This is a genomic window from Sporosarcina sp. (assembly GCF_029257255.1).
Lineage (GTDB): Bacteria > Bacillota > Bacilli > Bacillales_A > Planococcaceae > Sporosarcina.
In genome coordinates, this window is record NZ_JARICI010000078.1 from 1 (window position 1) to 16,530 (window position 16,530).

The window sequence follows — 16,530 nt, forward strand, 5'->3', positions numbered from 1 at the left end:
TACATAGGACTCCGAAGGCAGGTTCAACAAACACGATGTGACAGAAACTTTCAGCCGCCGGTTTCTGCTCTCTTGCACACGCCTTTTGTTTACTGGTCCTTCATCTGCGTTCAACATTCATTTTCCCAATCATACAATATCAGGCGGGATTGTCAAGCATCGAAAGACAACTTCAGGCACGTTTGAGCATACGATCGAGCGCTGAAATAGCTTCTGAAGAAGTCGCTTCATCCACCGTAATGATATTTTGTGCCTCACCTTCTTCAATACTCTCAAGGCACCACAACAAATGCGGTAAATCAATACGGTTCATCGTCAAGCAAGGACACATCAGCGGATTCAATGAAATGATATCTTGTTCAGGATGGTCCTCGATCAGACGGTTGACCAAGTTCATCTCTGTACCGATCGCCCACTTGGTTCCCGGAGCTCCAGCTGTAATTTGTTCAATAATATATTTAGTCGAGCCGTTGTCGTCAGATTTTCTTACGACTTCATGCGTACATTCCGGGTGAACGATGATGTGGCGGTCAGGTTCATTTTCGCGGATCTGCCTGATATTCTCTTCGGTAAAGTTTTCATGTACAGAACAATGACCTTTCCATAAAATCACCTGACAGTCATCATCAGTCCCGTCATATTCAAGTATATCGGTAATAGGATTCCAGACCCCCATATGCGATAGCGGAATCCCCAGATCAAATGACGTATTGCGCCCTAAATGCTGATCCGGCAAAAATAAGATGCGTTTCTTTTGCGTGAATGCCCATTCGACGATTTCGCGTGCATTTGACGATGTTACAGTTGCACCGTTGTGACGGCCTACGAACGCTTTAATTGCAGCGGTTGAATTGACGTAGGTCAGCGGCAGTATGGTATCTCCAAACCGTTCCTGCAGGTCTGACCACGCCCGTTCCGTTTGGAAAATATCCGCCATATCCGCCATCGAACAACCTGCACGCATGTCCGGTAAATAGACTTTTTGTTCGTCAGTCGTTAAGATATCCGCTGTTTCTGCCATAAAATGCACACCACAAAAGACGATGTGCTCCGCTTGTTCGTTGGCAGCACAAATTTGGGCGAGCTGTAGCGAATCACCCGTTGCATCTGCAAACTGAATGACTTCATTTTTTTGATAATGATGACCCGGAATAAAAAGCTTCGCACCTAGCGACTGCTTAATCGCTTGTATTTTATTCTCCATTTCCTCTATTGACATGGATTTATACTTTTCAGGTAGCATGGCATCTGCCTGCCCCCTTACTACATCCAAAATCGACATTACATTTCATCCCCCTGTTTTTTGATATGTATATTGGCACTGATATCTTTTGCGATCACCGAATGCGTCAACGCACCGACCGAAATATAATCGATGCCTGTCTTACCATAGGACGTAATGGTTTCTTCCGTGATCATCCCGGACGCTTCCGTAATGATGTGTTCCGGCACGATCGACAGCCAGGCTTGGATCTGATCTGGCGTCCGGTTGTCGAACATAATAATATCTGCACCCGCCTGAACAGCTTCTTCCAGTTGTTCAAGTGATTCAATTTCGACTTCGATTTTCACTGTATGCCCCAGACGGCTACGGAGCTGTTCGACTGCTTTCGTGATGGAGCCTGCATATGCCAGATGATTATCCTTCAGCATCACGGCATCATATAAACCGTTGCGATGATTAAATCCCCCTCCTGCCCGTACGGCATATTTGTCGAGCATCCGGAGACCAGGTGCTGTCTTCCTTGTATCACAGACTTTTGCATCTGTACCTTCAAGTAAGTTCACCAGCACAGCTGTCTGAGACGCAATTGCGCTCATTCTCTGAATGCAGTTCAAGATGACACGCTCAGCAGCCAGCAAATCACGGACTGGTCCTTTCACTTTCGCCAAAAGCTGCATGTTTTCCATAGGTTCTCCATCTGCAAATAAACTCACGACTTCAATAGAAGGATTCAGTAAATGAAATCCCTCCCGTATAATATCCGCACCGCAAAATACCCCCGGCTCTTTGGCTACAATATTCATTTCACCCAATGCATCCGCGGGAAACAAAGTGGATGCAGACAAATCTCCGTCTCCAATATCTTCCTCAAAAAAGCTTCTCAGTATCGACTGAAGTTTCATTCTGTTCATTTTCATTCTCCCAGTCCTTAAAATTGTATAGGTGTCTTTACATCTATCTTTACATATTTATTGATCTATGACAAGATGAAGAGACTATTTACAGTGGGAGGTATTTCATTTGCATTATTTCGATTACGCAGCCACATCTCCTTTGCATCCTGACGCAGCCGAGGTCTACGTAAAAGCTTCACAACAACATTTCGGTAATACGACAAGTCTGCATGATGCCGGTGGAATCGCACAAAATGCACTGAGACACGGCCGCCATAGATTGGCTGAGCTTCTTGGGGTACATATGGAAGGGGTCTACTTTACTTCCGGGGGGACGGAGAGTAACGCCCTTGCATTAATTTCACTTGCACAGTCCTCACGACGAAAAGGCAATCACCTGATTCTTTCAGCAGCGGAACATCCCTCTGTTCATTCAGCTGCGGCCTTCTTAGAAAAACAAGGCTTCCAAATTACGCTTGTTCCTTTTACATCGGAAGGCTTTCTGGACATACAGAGACTCCAGGATGCTATTACAGAGCAGACAAGCGTTGTATCTGTGCAGCACTGCAATCCTGAAATCGGCACGATCCAGCCTATCCGGAAGATACACGATCTCTTGAAGCCTCGGGGCATTCTTTTACATAGCGACTGTGTACAGTCATTCGGTAAACTGCGGATACGTGAAATCACCCCGTTTGTCGACAGTCTTTCCCTTTCCAGTCATAAAATCTACGGACCAAAAGGAGTAGGAGCCCTGTATATTGATCCAAGACTGCGAACTGTGCCACTCTTTCCGGGTGCTGTTCATGAAAAAGGAATGCGCGGAGGTACTGTGAACGTTCCAGGGATTGTCGCATTTGTAACTGCCGCTGAAATAGCTGAACACACAGACGATACCGCACATTACCAAAAGTTGCGGAATGCCTTTTTCCAGGAACTTCTTCCTGTCCAGCAGCTGTTCACCTTTTATGGCGCCGATTTCACAGTGAAACAGCTGCCGCAAATAATCGGTCTGCGTGTAAAACGTTCAGAAGGACAGTTCATTATGTTAGAATTAAACAGACGCGGTTTCGCCGTTTCTACAGGCAGTGCCTGTAAAGTTGGACAGCAGCATTCCTCGATGACAATGAGCGCAATGCACATTCCGGATGACGTCGCGAAAGGATTTGTACGGATTTCATTCGGGCGGTCTTCTACTCTTGAAACTGTAGAGTTGCTTGCTCGCTGTCTGGCCGAAATTGCCATGGAGCAAAATAAGGATCAACGGATTGCAACTACCATTTAGACAGCAGGTGATGGATATGCAGAATAAAGATAAGGTGCTTGGGGATGAAAGGAGAGCGCTGATTCTCAGGACACTGCAGAAAGCAGGACGTCCGGTTACAGGGCGGGATTTGGGCGAAATGATGAACGTCAGCCGACAGGTCATCGTTAGCGATGTGAACTTATTGAAGGCAAGAAACGAGCCGATCATCGCGACGAATCAAGGCTATTTGTATACCGCACTCCCTTCTGAAGCAATACTGGAAAAAATCATCGTTTGTCGGCATGAGCCTGAAGAGACAGAAGAAGAACTCCATATTCTTGTCGATCACGGGGTGACGGTGAAAGATGTTCGGGTGGAGCATTCGGTATACGGGGATGTTCGTGCTTCGATTATGGTGAGCAATCGTCAGGAAGTGAAGGCTTTTATTGAGCAGATCAAAAAAGCAAAAGCACCGTATTTGCTGAATTTGGATGACAGCGGCGTGCATCTTCATACCATTTCAGCGCCTCGCAAAGAGCAGCTGGCAGAAGCAGAAAAAGCATTAAAAAAAGCGGGATTCCTAGTAGAATAGGAATCTCGCTTTGTTATGGAAATAGCCAAATGCCGAAAACAGGCCCGATCAACGCACCAATGATAGCGGATAACGTCATCGCAACGGAGCTCATAGAAGCCTCCTGCTCGCCGTATTCGAGCGCTTTTGAAGTACCTATGGCATGAGCAGCAACGCCAAGCCCGATTCCTTGTCCAAGTGCTGTGTCAATTTTCAGCCAACGATTTAAAGGCGGTCCGATTAAAATTCCCGCCAAGCCTGCTATTATGACAAAGACTGTTGCCAATGAAGGAATACCACCAAGTTCTTCAGCGATCTGCATGGCAATTGGCGAGGTGATAGATTTCGGAAGAATACTCGCTAAAAGTTCTTTTGAAAAACCAGCTGCCCGGGCAGCCAGCACACCCGTAACCATTCCAACCGCTCCGCCCGCAAGAACGCCGCTAATGATCGGCACCATATTTTTACGAACTAAATCCCGCTGCTTATATAGTGGAATACATAATGACACGATTGCTGGACCAAGAAGTGCATCAATCCATCGGCCGCCGATCATATACGTTTCATATGAAGTACCGAATAGAGTTAGTACCACAACAACTGCAATCGTTGTTGTCAGGATCGGCACTAAAAAAGGCGACCGAAGCCGAACGTATAAGGCATTCATTAACAAGTAGAGGATGACCGTCAGCAAAATCATCGTCAGCGCCAGGATAATCCCATTCACGAAACCTTCACCTCTTTACTATTGCGTTTCCCAACCGCCTGACTCACCCAGCTTGCTGTAGCCATGGTAATAAATGTACTGACGATTGTGATGACAACTAGCAGGATACCTTTTCCTTTAAAGACATGACCGTAATTCATGACGCCTACTGTTGCCGGTATTAAATATAATGGCAGTGTGGACAGGAAAACATAGGCTCCTTTTTCCACCCACTCCAGCCGCACAATTCGAAAAGACAGCAGCGCCCAGAGAATCAGCAGCCCGATAATACTCCCGGGAAGAGGAATCGAGAGCGCAGAACGCAGGAACTCTCCAAGCAGGAAAATCATGTAAAGAAATGCAACTTGAATGAGTATTTTGACTATTTTCATTAGACGACTCCCCTTTCTGATTCGTTTTATTATATCGAAATAAAAAATGAATGCTTCTTCATTATAAAGAGACTCCGGAGAAATTCCAAGACTTTCTTAAGTATGATTTTATTTGCCCGAAAAGTCTTCTGAATATTCTCCATATCATTGACGTGATAAAACAGTTCATGTATAGTGTAAAGAGCTATATAGGCAGCTTGGCGTTTTTTAAACTTGCCTCTGCGATCATATGGCCGCTACGAATTTCTGAATTGCCGAGGAGGAATTTACATGTACCAAGGTAAGGTGAAGTGGTTCAGCAGTGACAAAGGTTATGGATTTATCGAAGCGGATGATGGTGAAGATGTTTTTGTCCATTTCACAGGAATTGCAACCGATGGATTTAAGACACTTTCTGAAGGTCAAACTGTTTCTTTTGAAGTCATTGAAGGAAACCGTGGTCCACAGGCGGCTAATGTATCAACACTGGATGAAGAATTGTAAAACATCTCGGCAGACAAGAACTCCGTGAACTACGGATTGCATACTTTTAAAAGATAAATAAAGCATCCGCGCCTCTGGTAAGAAGCGGGATGCTTTTTCTGTATGGTTACTTGGTAGAAGTCCCAAGTTTATTAATTTCATTGCCTAAAAACTGCAGCTGTTCACCGACGGTACATTCTGAAATACAAAACTGATGGGCTCCCGTCTTACCGCGTTCCTTGATCAGTTGTTTTTTGACGTAACATCCTTCACAATATATATCGAGCAATTGATTGATATCTTTCATAACCATTACCTTATTCATCAGAAAAGAACTCCCACCTTCCTTCCTTCTATTTTAGGCGGGCTTGCTGCAGGTTGCAACCTTTTACTGTTTGAAATGAGAGGAGCGATTTGATTTTGTTGGAAGTATACATAGATGGTGCCAGTGCAGGCAATCCGGGACTGAGTGGGATTGGTATTTACGTTAAAGGCGAGGGCCAAGATGTGCGGATCAGCGAGGCAATTGAGCCAACGAATAATCACAGCGCAGAGTTTCAAGCGCTGGTCAGAGGGCTGGAAGAGGCAGTAAAGCTGACCGATGGTATGGTGTCTGTACGATCTGATTCCAATGTAGTGGTGCAGTCGATGGAGAAAGAGTTTACGAAGAATGAGCAGTATGCTCCACTTTTACAGCAGGCTTTAAAGCTCGCGCAGCATTTCGACTTTTTCTTTATCAAATGGATTCCCGATTCAAACAACCGCACTGCTGACAGTCTGGCACGGCAGGCAATTCAGGCGCAGAAGAGAGCCCAGGGTTGAATCTGGCACCCTGAATTAGTGTGTAGTGTGGGATGCCGGTTCGCTTTGCCTTAATTTCTGTGCACTCTACAGAAATTAAGGCAATACAGCGTTCTTCTACAAAGCTTTCTCGCAAGCTCCCCTAGTTGTCGCTGATCCTCCCCGAGTCGACCGGCTTGCGCCTCAATCCTAAATAGTAAGCAATGTTCGTTAATTAGCTCATTGAATATATCACAAAGCTCATTATCGACCCAGTTAATTTGGGATAACAGTTAAAGAGTTTTCTTTTAACATACTGCAATGCGATTTTAACAGTATTACCTTCATAAATAGTACTTAAAACAAAATCGGTGTAACGAAGAGAAACGGTGTCCATACAACTTACTAAATACCACTTTCAAACCTCAAAAAGCGAAAGGATACAAATCCCTTCGCTTTTTATTATGCCTTCATAAACCGTACACAATTCTTATTATCATCGTACAATACCCATTCCCTAGACACGACCACCGCACCTGCATTAACAACTTGTATATCTCCCGACAGCAAAATTTTAGTACCAAATGAAATCTCTTTCTCCACGCCGTCCTGTATATAGCCCGAGCGATGTGTATGGCCGTGAAACACTAAGTTTTCATTAGGAAGATTATTCTTCAGCCAAATCGTCTTCTCACCCGGTTTCCACTGATGGCCGTGAACGACAACTGCCCTGCCTGCTTTAAGTGTCTCCGGCAAGCCTCGCAGCTTGTCACGCAAAGACTCTGGATGATCAGTCAGAAGCAGAATACGCTCTTCCTGATTACCATAGATAGAAGGAAATGCAAGCAGCTCATCAAAACCTTCAGGATGAATCATAACGTCTTCTATTGTCGGATAGATCTGTCCTATCAGTTTCTTCTTGCCGACTGTACACTCGTACAGGTCACCAGCACCAATCAGTTTCGCTTCAGGTGCTTCCTGCGAAATATGATGGAGCACTGCCTGTAAATCCTCAAGAGAAGAATGAATATCTCCAAGTATCGCATACTGCAATTCGTTCAACTCCTGTTAGTTCGACGTTTCAATCGGCGCGTCTTCCTGTGAAATCCAGTCACTGAAACTGCCGACATATAATTTTACATTTGAATAACCTAGTTCCGTCAACGCAGCAAATAAAGGAGATGCTGTTACACCGCTTCCGCAATAAACGATTACAGGCTCATCAGCGTTGGCTATCTTTTTCAGAGGCTCAACTGCGTTCTGCACATCATAACGACCGTTACTTTTCAATTGCTCCCAATCAAAATTACGCGCCGTCGGAATATGTCCTGCTCTCTTATCAATCGGTTCGTTCTCACCGCTGTACCGCTTTGCAGCACGAGCATCTACAAGCATCGCCTGCCCGTTTCCAGCCACTACCTCTTCCACGTCACTCCGGCTCGCATACAGCTGATCCTGCCAGTTTGGTTCAACGGACGACTGTGCAGGTGAAACGAACGTACCTTGATCGACAGGCACCCCTTTTTGCTTCAGTTCTTCAAAGCCTTCAAGTAAGATTCTTGCATTCGTGAAACCGCCATACTGCAAAATCCACCAAGCACGTGCAGCAAATGGACTGCCCCCGTCATCATATATCAGTATTGTATCTTCCAGCTGCAGACCGCTTGCGCGGAACAGCTTGGTCAGGCTTTCTTTAGACGGCAGTGGATGACGTCCGCCACCTTGGGATTGTTCCGAAAGATCCTCGGCTACATCCCAGTGAACTGCATTTTGAACATGTTCCTCATTATACTTTTCTTTTCCAAGACCTGTGTCTTGAAGAGAAAACCGGGCATCGATCCATTTTGCTTTTTCTGTCTGCGCTTCTTCAAACGAAACAAATACCTGCATTATTGAATCAACTCCTCCTGACGAATTTTTTCGTAAATGCTCTGCCAATGTTCCAGCTGTTCTGAACCATCAAGCAATGTACGCTCTGAATCAATCTGGACAAGACTTTCCTGCAATAAATGAACGCGAAGTGCTTCTGCTTCCTCATCAATCCACAGATCTGCCCATTTTTCAATTCGTTCTTTCTGAGTGCCTAAATAAGTTGAAGCATCTTTTTTCAATACTTCCTCCAGGCGTCCTCTAAGTATTTCCCTATCACCGCGCTCGAAAAACGTCTTTTGGTTTTTAAATGATTTATTCACCGCACTGTAGACACTTGGGTCCTCATATGGTGTTTCAAACGACAGCATGTCTTGATCATTCGGTTCATAAGGAGACGGCACAATGGATTGATCCATATCAGAAAGTGCACGCACTTCCATTCGCTGACGCTCGAGTAATTGCTTCTTCATATACTGCAAAATACGCAGATTCGTAACTTTCAATTCCTGAGACAAATCAAATCCAACCATATCAACGGTTTCCGCCAAAGCCATTTTCAATGCTTTATCAGTAGAATTTTTCGCAAACGTCGACGGACTGTACCCTTCCTTAAAGAAGTCGCTGAAACGCAGGAACACACGCTGTAAAATATAGTAGACGAGTTCACTTAATTCATCATGAGTAGCCTTGACCAATACTTCACTCGCATTTTTTTCAAAGCGCTGTTTGATCGTAAGCTCTGCTGCAGCCAGTTCTTCCAGTCTTTCGGCCTTTCGTGAACGGTTCTGGATCGTACGGTCAATTAATGAAGCCAGACGTCCGACAGTCTTCGTCGTTTCTTCTTCTAAAGCCTGAACAACCTGCGCACGCAAATCATGCTCTAGAAACGCATAGAACTTTTCCTCGAAATTCTGCATTAACGGGTTAGGATCATTTGTCAGTTTGCCTTCCAATGCTTCAAGACTTGAAATTCCGTGTACACGCGGGTTGCGGATACCGAATTTCTGAAGTTCATTAGCAACGAAACTCTTTACTTCTTCGCCCTCTTCTTCATTAGAAGCCAAGTCGATCGCATTGACAATAAAGAACATTTTATCGAGTTCGAATGCATCTTTCACACGGCCTAGCTGAATAAGGAATTCACGGTCTGCCCGAGCGAATGCATGGTTATAGTACGTGACGAATAAAATAGCATCTGCATTGCGGATGTACTCAAACGCAACGTCTGTGTGGCGTGCGTTGATTGAGTCCGCTCCTGGCGTATCCACCAGCGTAATGCCGTGGCGTGTCAACGGACTGTCGTAGAAGAAATCGATCGACTCTACGAAACAGCTTCGTTCTTCCTGCGCCACAAACTTTGTGAACTCTTCACGGTCCACTGTCAAAGTCGTGCCAAGTGCAGACGTATAGACAGGATAGCCCTTCTTAAACGCCTGAATGAACGACTTATGAATATGAAGATTTTCATTTTCAAGCGGCTGTTTTAAAGCTTCATCTGTTTTAGCAAAAGCTTCTTCGAGATTCGTAATGCGGATACCGAGCGCCTCAAATGAAAGCCCGACATCCTGCGTCATCGTTGCTTCATCTTTCAAATGAATGTCAGCTGTATTATTCAGATGCGTGTCACTTACCGGACGAATCCGGTTAATTGCCGCAGTTGTTGGATTCGGCGAAACAGGCAGCACTTTTTCACCGATCAAAGCATTCGAGAATGAAGATTTCCCCGCACTGAATGCGCCGAATAACGCGACTGTGAATTCCTGTCCTTTTAAGCGTGCAGCTTTGGTCTTCAAATAAGCTGCTGTTTCTGCAAAACCGGGGATCGTATGAACAGAATCGGCAATATGCCGGGCATGCGCAATCGCTTTTTCTGCGTCGACGAATTGACGTTCTGATTCTTCCTCTTCTTCTGTCTGCTCAGCTACTGCCGCTTTTTCAGTTTGCTGCTCTGCAATATAGTCCACCGTTTCGATTGCTTTCGGCTTTTGCCATTCCGCGAGTAATTGATCGCGTCCTATTCTTGTTGGAGCGGATGGATTATCAATTTCTTTATCGACCCATTCGATGCGCTCCTGCCATTTAGTCATTTCTTTAATGGCGTCAACTTTTTCTTGCAGAGTTTCAATCACTGCAGCCAAAGGTCCGGATTGTTCTCCACCGGCCGACTTCGCAATGACGGACATTTCTTCTTTCCATTTATCTGTCTTGCGTTTATAAACTAGATGAATAGCCCGTTTCATTTGTTCGGTATAGTTCAGGATTGTTTCGCCTGTGATAATTTCCGCCACATGCAATTGCTCGTCCACTTCATTAAACGGCAATGACAGGTCCATGGCATCAATTGCAAGTGAACGTTCATCCGTGAAAATACCCGCTTGTTTCAATGCTTCTTTCATCAAGGATTTCATGTAAATTTCAATTTGTGTATGCGCAAGTCCGGAAATATTCTCGTCCAGTTTCTGACGGCGTCTTTCGCGTTCTTCCTGCGTTTTTTTCGCCCCGAATAAAAGTCCCACTTTAAACTTCGGTGACTTGGCTTCCAAATAATCTTTCAACAGCTCACGTGTTTCAAAAGGAGCAAGTCCTGCATTCGACAGTAATTCGTTGCGTTCTTTTTCAAAGTTGACATAAAACTCATCGCCGGTTAAAAGCTCCATACGCTTTTTGGCTTCTTTTAAATCTTGATTGAGCTCATCATACTGCGCCCATTCATTTTCGCTTACTGCATCAGAGTAGTTTTCTTTAACATCAGCAACCTGCTGCTCAAGAAACGACAAATGTTCATCTTTCAATTTACGAAGTGACTGATCGATATTTTCCTCGAAGTTTTCTTCACGGTGCTCAATCGAACCGTCAACAATTGCTTTTACCTTAGCAAAGTCATTATGCGGGTGATTTAGTTCTTTCAGGGACGTATAGAAAACACCTTTTGGCTCCACTCCCCACAGCTTGAAAGAATCTTCAACAGATTGCTTGAATGCATCAAACGATAATTCACTGTCGCGGTGTTTATCGATCTGATTAATAATCAAATACACATTGCCGTTATAGCGCATCAATTCTTTTGTGAAACGGAAATTCATTTCTGACTGCACGTGGTTATAGTCCATTGTATAAAACACTAAGTCTGCCAGGTGCAAAGAGGATTCAGTCGACAGACGGTGCGCATCATCAGTTGAGTCCACCCCAGGCGTATCCATTACGGTAATTCCTTCAGGCAGATTGGATTCCGTGTGTCCGATTTCCACTAATGAAACTGCAGCTCCGTCTTTACTGAACGCTTTAACAGCTTGCGAAAAACCGTGGCCGCTGAATTTGACCGCGCTTCCATCAACACGATGTATGATTGCAAAATCTTCATCAGCTTTATGTACCTTCACAATATTCGCACTCGTCGGGATAGGACTTGACGGCAGCAAATCATCGCCTGTCAGTGCATTGATTGTAGAAGATTTACCCGCGGAAAAGTGACCCGCAAAGGCAATTGTATATTCTCTAGAAATGATTTTATTGGCGAGTAGATTTGTTTTAGCTTTTCTTTCATCATCTTCATTTGTTGAAAAGATCTGTCCGTATGTAGCAGATCTCTGTAAAAATTCATGGTTTGTAGACATAATCGTCGTCCTTTCAAATATAACTCACCCTATCATACCATTAATGCTCAATTAAGTAGAAGCTTACTTTTTTCTTCCTGTAAATTTTTATATAGGCTTTTAGCCGCTGTTAGTGATATGATTGAACTACGATTATTTCTCTGAAAGGGTGTTTCTTTAGATGGGTACTGCAAATAACGTTCAAAAAGTATTAAACGCAACCATTTCCTCTCTGACAACGGTTGTTCCTATCAAATTCCAAGTCCTCTCTCCAGCCTTGATTAAGCAGCCATATGAACAGCGTGAAATTAGTGTGTTAATTGGTCTGATTGGCAATATGAAAGGCCGCTTGATTGTAGAACCGACTAACGATATTATCGGTAAGATCGGACAAGCGATGTTCGGTATGCACATTGAAGGTGAAATGGCTGAGTCATTTACCGGCGAGCTCGGCAATATGATCGCTGGAAACCTTTGTACAATTCTCGAAAAAGAGGGCTTGACTCTTGATATTTCTCCACCGACTGTACTCACCGGCAACACAAAATTTTATGGATTTAAGCAGGCATTCAAAATTCCTGTACAGTTTGAAGACGGCGAACTACTGTATCTTCTGTTGACTATCGATGAAGAAACTCCATAATAATAGGCTAAAAAGCGCACAGACATGCCTGTGCGCTTTTATAATACGTATTTATGAAAACGGAACAGGCAGAACCCGTTCAATAACTGGCAATAGTTCATTGCTGTCCGGCTGAACGAAAATATGGATGGACCCATGATCTTCACCGGTTCGAATCAAACGACCGATCCCCTGTCGCAGACGCAGCAGCATGAACGGCAGATCCACTTCATCAAACGGATCTTCCGCTGCTTCTCTTCGCGCTTCAAATAACGGATCGCTTGGAGGGAACGGCAGATCAAATATGATTACGCGTGTAAGCGAATCATGCGGCAGATCAAGTCCTTCCCATAAATGATACGAGAAGAATACAGAAACTTTACGCTGTTGGAAATCCTTGACGAGTGAAGATAAAGAACGCTCACCTTCGTAAGTCGCCATGACACTTTGCTCAATCGGCAACTGCTCATATGCTTCCATCATCGATTGCTTAGAACTGAATAGCACCAATGTCTGCTCTTCCACTTCAAGCAACTCCGACAAGCGTGCGATTTGCTCGTCTCTCGTCCCTTGCTCTAAATGAATCTTCATTACCTCATCATAATCAAACGGTGATTCAATAGAAAATGACTGGTAGTCTTCAATTCCCAAACTGTATGCCAGATAATCGAATGAACTCTCTACTGATAATGTGGCAGAAGAGAATATAATCGGCATCTTGCCAGTGAATAATTTCTCTTTCAAAATGGATGTTACGAGACGCGGCATAATTAATAACGTGCTTTCCTCTCGGCGATTCTCGAGCCAATCCACTGCGTCATTTTCATTGGCAAACAACTCCATTGAATAGATATACTGCTCCAAATATTCTTCTACTATTTTCAAATCATATTCAGGAATCACATATAGCTCGCCTTCAAAAACGAACTCCTCTAGCAGTTGATTGGATAAGGAAACCGCTTCTTTCGCCAACGACAGCATCGTCTCATTCTTCTCGATCGTCAGACGCTCGGTATCATGAAAAGTGGCATGCTCGCGGAGCTGTTTGAAAAATAGTTCATGGACATCGAGCAAAACTTCCATAAGCTGAAGCGATTTCTCACGGATACCATCGACCATAATGCGTTCAAGTAATTGAACAATCGTTTGCTGCTGCACTTCATACGTTAGTGCGCGCTGTGCAGAATACTCCAGCAAGTGTCCTTCATCAAAGACGACCATAGACACTTCAGGAAGTAACGGCAGCTGGCCTTGACGAACTCTTGATTCTTTTGTCCATAAATGTTCCATATAGAAGTCGTGTGAGCAAATAATCAAATCAACAGCTTCGCGATAATGATTGCGGTGGATCGTCTGACCGCAACGATTGCGGATATCGCAGGCAGCACATTGCTGAATCGGATGGAAGTTGATCATATCCCACTCTTCATCTGCTAAATATGGATAGTCTGAGCGCACGCCATATGGAAATACCGACTGCAATGAACGGTCTGCATAGACGAAATCAGGCAGTTGATCTTCTACTAAGTCAACAAATTCTTCATCCGTCTTCTGGCTCGTCTCTTCCAATCTTTTCAGGCAAATATACTGATTTCGGGCTTTTGCCAATCGGACATCGACTGTCAGATCGAGCGCCTCACTCAATTTCTGAATGTCGCCTTCTTCTTTGATTAGCTGATCGATTAGCGTTTCATCTGCACAGGAAATAACGGCAGGCTTCCCCGTATAGCGCGCATAGGCAATGGCAGGCAATAAATACGCGATCGTTTTTCCTGTACCAACTCCGGCTTCTGCCAATAAAACCTTTTTGTCCTTTAGTGCCTGTTCAATTTGAAACGCCATATAAATCTGTTCATCCCGGCATTCGAACCCTTTTTCTGTCAGGTCATCATATAATGTATCGCCTAACCAGCCATTCAATGACTCGAAAAATGTCTGGTCTTTTTCTAATTGAAATGGAATTTTCGTATTCATGCTGACTCCTCTCCGAATGCAAGCGAAAGGAAGAGGACAATTTCCTCTTCCTAATTCGTTTCTTATACTCGCTGTCCCCAATATTGATAGTAATCTGTACGAATGAACCCGTTAAAGAGCTTGCGTTTTTTAGTAGCACGCTTTCCGTACATCTCTTCATAGTTTTCCAATGAAGATAAAATATAAACAGACCATGACGGATAATTTTTCATAATGCCGCCAAGAATTTCTGCGATATCTTCAGCTTCTTCTGTCTCACCCAAGCGTTCTCCGTATGGAGGATTGGCAATTAAAACACCATTTTGACCTTCCACATGTAAATCACGGATATCCTGCTGCTGCCAAGAAATTAAATCCGCAAATCCCGCTTCAATTGCGTTTTGCTGTGCAATAGAAATCATTTTAGCATCGACGTCATAGCCGCGGATATCTAATTCCAGATCATATTTTGCAACATCTTCCACTTCTTCACGGACACGGTCCCAGACCTGTGCTTTCATCCATGGCCATTCTTCACTCAAAAACGAACGATTATAGCCAGGTGCAAGATTTTGTCCAATCATCGCTGCTTCAATCGGAATCGTACCAGAACCGCAGAACGGATCGATAAACGGACGGTTCGGACTCCATTTGGAGAGTTTGACGAGTGCTGCTGCCATTGTTTCTTTTAGTGGCGCATCCCCTTGGCCAAGACGATAGCCTCGTTTATGCAGGCCTGTTCCGCTTGAATCAATGGTAATCGTTACTTTATCTTTTAAGATCGATACTTCTAGTTTAAACAATGGACCGGATTCATCCAAAAACCCAATACGCTTATAAGCAATTTTCAATCGTTCCACAATCGCTTTTTTCACGATCGCCTGGCAGTCAGGCACACTGAACAATGTTGACTTTACAGATTTGCCGGCAACCGGAAATGCTGCATCAACCGGCAGAAATTGTTCCCATGGTATTGCTTTCGTCCGTTCGAACAATTCATCAAACGTAAATGCTTTAAATTCGCCTGCGACGATACGGACGCGGTCTCCAACTCGGAGCCACATATTTGCTCTCGCAATCGCTTCTTCGTCTCCGGTAAAATATACTTTTCCGTTTTCTGTATTTCCTTCATAGCCAAGATCTTTGATTTCCGAAGCTACAATTGATTCTAAACCCATTGCTGCGGTTGCTACTAATTTATATTCACTCACACTCAACACTCCATTTCTTCCTATTGGACGCTTATTCCCTATCCAATCCAAACGTTTTCGGCTATGCCGAACGATTATGTACATGATGCTATATGCTGTTATCTTGAGATCTTCTAAACAAAAGAAAAACTCTCCCAAAACTGTAGGAGAGCTAATTGTGATGTAAACCATAGGATATTCTGTAAGCCATGTTTTGTTCTTCGGTACTCAAACGGTTTGCACCTCGTACTAGAAGCGGTAATCATCTATCTACAGACAATTGCCTGTCCCTTCCTCCATTGAATTCTTTCGGAAGAGCGCCCCTACCATAATTTGGGTTTCTCACTCGTGGGGTTTACCCGTTCCACTTGACATGTTTCCATGCCAACTACGTCACTGTGGCACTTTCAGAGAATCTCATCCATATCCGAAGACTTAGGATTTATTCCCGCCATCAATGCAAAAGCATTGCCCCGGCTTATTTTTTCACCGAGCACGAACACTACGGTCATCTCAGATCCGTGTGAGCATGGACTTTCCTCTACAATCGAAATTGCAGCGATTACCTGAATACGATCTATGGTGCTATTTAGTATACATCAAAAATATCATTCACACAATCGATTAGGCTAAGTTGCCGAATGAAACTTTCTGGTTCAATCAGTCTTCAGACAGTTTGCTGCCAAATACATGCCGTTCTAAATTGGAAATTCTCTGCAGAATATCAAAATTTGTCGGCTGAGGAGTTGGTGCAGCTGTGCGTTGAGGTGCTGCACTCGCTGCTGCTTTCAGCTTATCGTTTTCTGCCTGAAGTCGTGCGATTTCTTTTTTGAATGTCTCGTAGTCCTGAATGACATCATCCAAAAACAAATCTACATCTTCTTGTTTATATCCACGCATCCCTGATTTAAATTCTTTTTCTAAAATCTTTTTCGAATCTAACTTTAATTCCATGACAAAACGTCCCTCCGTCTATGATTCCATAAGGCCATTATAGCATATCCTGTCATTCTTTGTCTTATATG

Annotated in this window: 16 protein-coding genes and 1 other RNA gene; 5 read left to right on the forward strand and 12 right to left on the reverse strand. The window is 44.0% G+C overall.

Annotated features, from left to right (window positions below; all coding sequences use genetic code 11):
* Nucleotides 1–172: 172 nt before the first annotated feature.
* Both nadA and nadC read right to left on the reverse strand, forming a co-directional pair.
* The gene (nadA, locus tag Q1J64_RS14460; RefSeq protein WP_301109805.1) at nucleotides 173–1,282 is read right to left on the reverse strand and encodes a quinolinate synthase NadA; all 1,110 of its coding nucleotides are present in this window, start codon (nucleotides 1,280–1,282) and stop codon (nucleotides 173–175) included.
* Nucleotides 1,282–2,136, reverse strand: coding sequence for a carboxylating nicotinate-nucleotide diphosphorylase (nadC, locus tag Q1J64_RS14465; RefSeq protein WP_301109806.1), 855 nt, complete (start codon nucleotides 2,134–2,136; stop codon nucleotides 1,282–1,284). The genes nadA and nadC overlap by 1 nt, the downstream gene beginning before the upstream one ends.
* Before the next feature lie 109 nt (nucleotides 2,137–2,245).
* Here nadC and Q1J64_RS14470 point away from each other — a divergent pair, with 109 nt between their 5' ends.
* A complete protein-coding gene (locus Q1J64_RS14470) occupies nucleotides 2,246–3,403 on the forward strand; it encodes an IscS subfamily cysteine desulfurase (protein WP_301109807.1) in 1,158 nt (385 codons plus the stop codon).
* A gap of 16 nt (nucleotides 3,404–3,419) precedes the next feature.
* Nucleotides 3,420–3,956: a transcription repressor NadR gene (locus tag Q1J64_RS14475; protein ID WP_301109808.1), complete on the forward strand. Its 537-nt coding sequence runs from the start codon at nucleotides 3,420–3,422 to the stop codon at nucleotides 3,954–3,956.
* A 13-nt stretch (nucleotides 3,957–3,969) separates the two neighbouring features.
* Here Q1J64_RS14475 and Q1J64_RS14480 read toward each other — a convergent pair whose 3' ends face one another.
* Together Q1J64_RS14480 and Q1J64_RS14485 are read right to left on the reverse strand one after the other, a co-directional pair.
* Entirely contained in the window at nucleotides 3,970–4,662 is a 693-nt protein-coding gene (locus tag Q1J64_RS14480) for an LrgB family protein (RefSeq protein WP_483315964.1), read from the reverse strand.
* Nucleotides 4,659–5,033 carry a CidA/LrgA family protein gene (locus Q1J64_RS14485; RefSeq protein WP_301109809.1) on the reverse strand — a complete coding sequence of 125 codons (375 nt, stop codon included), beginning with the start codon at nucleotides 5,031–5,033 and terminating at the stop codon, nucleotides 4,659–4,661. Before Q1J64_RS14485 ends, Q1J64_RS14480 begins: the two co-directional genes overlap by 4 nt.
* 270 nt (nucleotides 5,034–5,303) lie before the next feature.
* On the opposite strand from Q1J64_RS14485, the gene Q1J64_RS14490 reads away from it, so the two are divergent.
* Nucleotides 5,304–5,516: a cold-shock protein gene (locus Q1J64_RS14490; RefSeq protein WP_301109810.1), complete on the forward strand. Its 213-nt coding sequence runs from the start codon at nucleotides 5,304–5,306 to the stop codon at nucleotides 5,514–5,516.
* A gap of 106 nt (nucleotides 5,517–5,622) precedes the next feature.
* On the opposite strand, the gene Q1J64_RS14495 is transcribed toward Q1J64_RS14490, so the two are convergent.
* Nucleotides 5,623–5,820: a zinc-finger domain-containing protein gene (locus Q1J64_RS14495; protein ID WP_301109811.1), complete on the reverse strand. Its 198-nt coding sequence runs from the start codon at nucleotides 5,818–5,820 to the stop codon at nucleotides 5,623–5,625.
* Between the two features lie 95 nt (nucleotides 5,821–5,915).
* Between Q1J64_RS14495 and Q1J64_RS14500 the strand changes: the two genes are divergently transcribed.
* Nucleotides 5,916–6,317 carry a ribonuclease HI family protein gene (locus Q1J64_RS14500; protein ID WP_301109812.1) on the forward strand — a complete coding sequence of 134 codons (402 nt, stop codon included), beginning with the start codon at nucleotides 5,916–5,918 and terminating at the stop codon, nucleotides 6,315–6,317.
* A gap of 420 nt (nucleotides 6,318–6,737) precedes the next feature.
* On the opposite strand, the gene Q1J64_RS14505 is transcribed toward Q1J64_RS14500, so the two are convergent.
* The 3 genes from Q1J64_RS14505 to Q1J64_RS14515 are packed head-to-tail and all read right to left on the reverse strand — an operon-like array spanning nucleotide 6,738 to nucleotide 11,761.
* Nucleotides 6,738–7,328, reverse strand: coding sequence for a metallophosphoesterase family protein (locus Q1J64_RS14505; protein ID WP_301109813.1), 591 nt, complete (start codon nucleotides 7,326–7,328; stop codon nucleotides 6,738–6,740).
* A gap of 15 nt (nucleotides 7,329–7,343) precedes the next feature.
* Nucleotides 7,344–8,165, reverse strand: coding sequence for a sulfurtransferase (locus tag Q1J64_RS14510; protein WP_301109814.1), 822 nt, complete (start codon nucleotides 8,163–8,165; stop codon nucleotides 7,344–7,346).
* The gene (locus tag Q1J64_RS14515) at nucleotides 8,165–11,761 is read right to left on the reverse strand and encodes a dynamin family protein (protein ID WP_301109815.1); all 3,597 of its coding nucleotides are present in this window, start codon (nucleotides 11,759–11,761) and stop codon (nucleotides 8,165–8,167) included. Before Q1J64_RS14515 ends, Q1J64_RS14510 begins: the two co-directional genes overlap by 1 nt.
* Nucleotides 11,762–11,921: 160 nt before the next feature.
* On the opposite strand from Q1J64_RS14515, the gene Q1J64_RS14520 reads away from it, so the two are divergent.
* Nucleotides 11,922–12,383, forward strand: a complete 462-nt coding sequence (locus Q1J64_RS14520; RefSeq protein ID WP_301109816.1) for a chemotaxis protein CheX — start codon at nucleotides 11,922–11,924, stop codon at nucleotides 12,381–12,383.
* Nucleotides 12,384–12,434: 51 nt separating this feature from the next.
* On the opposite strand, the gene Q1J64_RS14525 is transcribed toward Q1J64_RS14520, so the two are convergent.
* The 4 genes from Q1J64_RS14525 to gpsB form a co-directional block, all read right to left on the reverse strand.
* The gene (locus tag Q1J64_RS14525) at nucleotides 12,435–14,336 is read right to left on the reverse strand and encodes an ATP-dependent DNA helicase (protein WP_301109817.1); all 1,902 of its coding nucleotides are present in this window, start codon (nucleotides 14,334–14,336) and stop codon (nucleotides 12,435–12,437) included.
* A 62-nt stretch (nucleotides 14,337–14,398) separates the two neighbouring features.
* Nucleotides 14,399–15,526, reverse strand: coding sequence for a THUMP domain-containing class I SAM-dependent RNA methyltransferase (locus tag Q1J64_RS14530; protein WP_301109818.1), 1,128 nt, complete (start codon nucleotides 15,524–15,526; stop codon nucleotides 14,399–14,401).
* Nucleotides 15,527–15,703: 177 nt separating this feature from the next.
* Nucleotides 15,704–16,079: RNase P RNA component class B (gene rnpB / locus Q1J64_RS14535), an RNA gene on the reverse strand.
* Between the two features lie 86 nt (nucleotides 16,080–16,165).
* A complete protein-coding gene (gene gpsB, locus Q1J64_RS14540) occupies nucleotides 16,166–16,459 on the reverse strand; it encodes a cell division regulator GpsB (RefSeq protein WP_301109819.1) in 294 nt (97 codons plus the stop codon).
* Nucleotides 16,460–16,530: the final 71 nt, after the last annotated feature.

Coding starts and splice junctions, on each gene's coding strand:
- nadA (WP_301109805.1), bottom strand. CDS start 1,282: ATGTCGATTTTGGATGTAGTAAGGGGGCAGGCAGATGCCATGCTACCT.
- nadC (WP_301109806.1), bottom strand. CDS start 2,136: ATGAACAGAATGAAACTTCAGTCGATACTGAGAAGCTTTTTTGAGGAA.
- Q1J64_RS14475 (WP_301109808.1), top strand. CDS start 3,420: ATGCAGAATAAAGATAAGGTGCTTGGGGATGAAAGGAGAGCGCTGATT.
- Q1J64_RS14485 (WP_301109809.1), bottom strand. CDS start 5,033: ATGAAAATAGTCAAAATACTCATTCAAGTTGCATTTCTTTACATGATT.
- Q1J64_RS14490 (WP_301109810.1), top strand. CDS start 5,304: ATGTACCAAGGTAAGGTGAAGTGGTTCAGCAGTGACAAAGGTTATGGA.
- Q1J64_RS14495 (WP_301109811.1), bottom strand. CDS start 5,820: ATGAATAAGGTAATGGTTATGAAAGATATCAATCAATTGCTCGATATA.
- Q1J64_RS14510 (WP_301109814.1), bottom strand. CDS start 8,165: ATGCAGGTATTTGTTTCGTTTGAAGAAGCGCAGACAGAAAAAGCAAAA.
- Q1J64_RS14515 (WP_301109815.1), bottom strand. CDS start 11,761: ATGTCTACAAACCATGAATTTTTACAGAGATCTGCTACATACGGACAG.
- Q1J64_RS14520 (WP_301109816.1), top strand. CDS start 11,922: ATGGGTACTGCAAATAACGTTCAAAAAGTATTAAACGCAACCATTTCC.
- Q1J64_RS14525 (WP_301109817.1), bottom strand. CDS start 14,336: ATGAATACGAAAATTCCATTTCAATTAGAAAAAGACCAGACATTTTTC.
- gpsB (WP_301109819.1), bottom strand. CDS start 16,459: ATGGAATTAAAGTTAGATTCGAAAAAGATTTTAGAAAAAGAATTTAAA.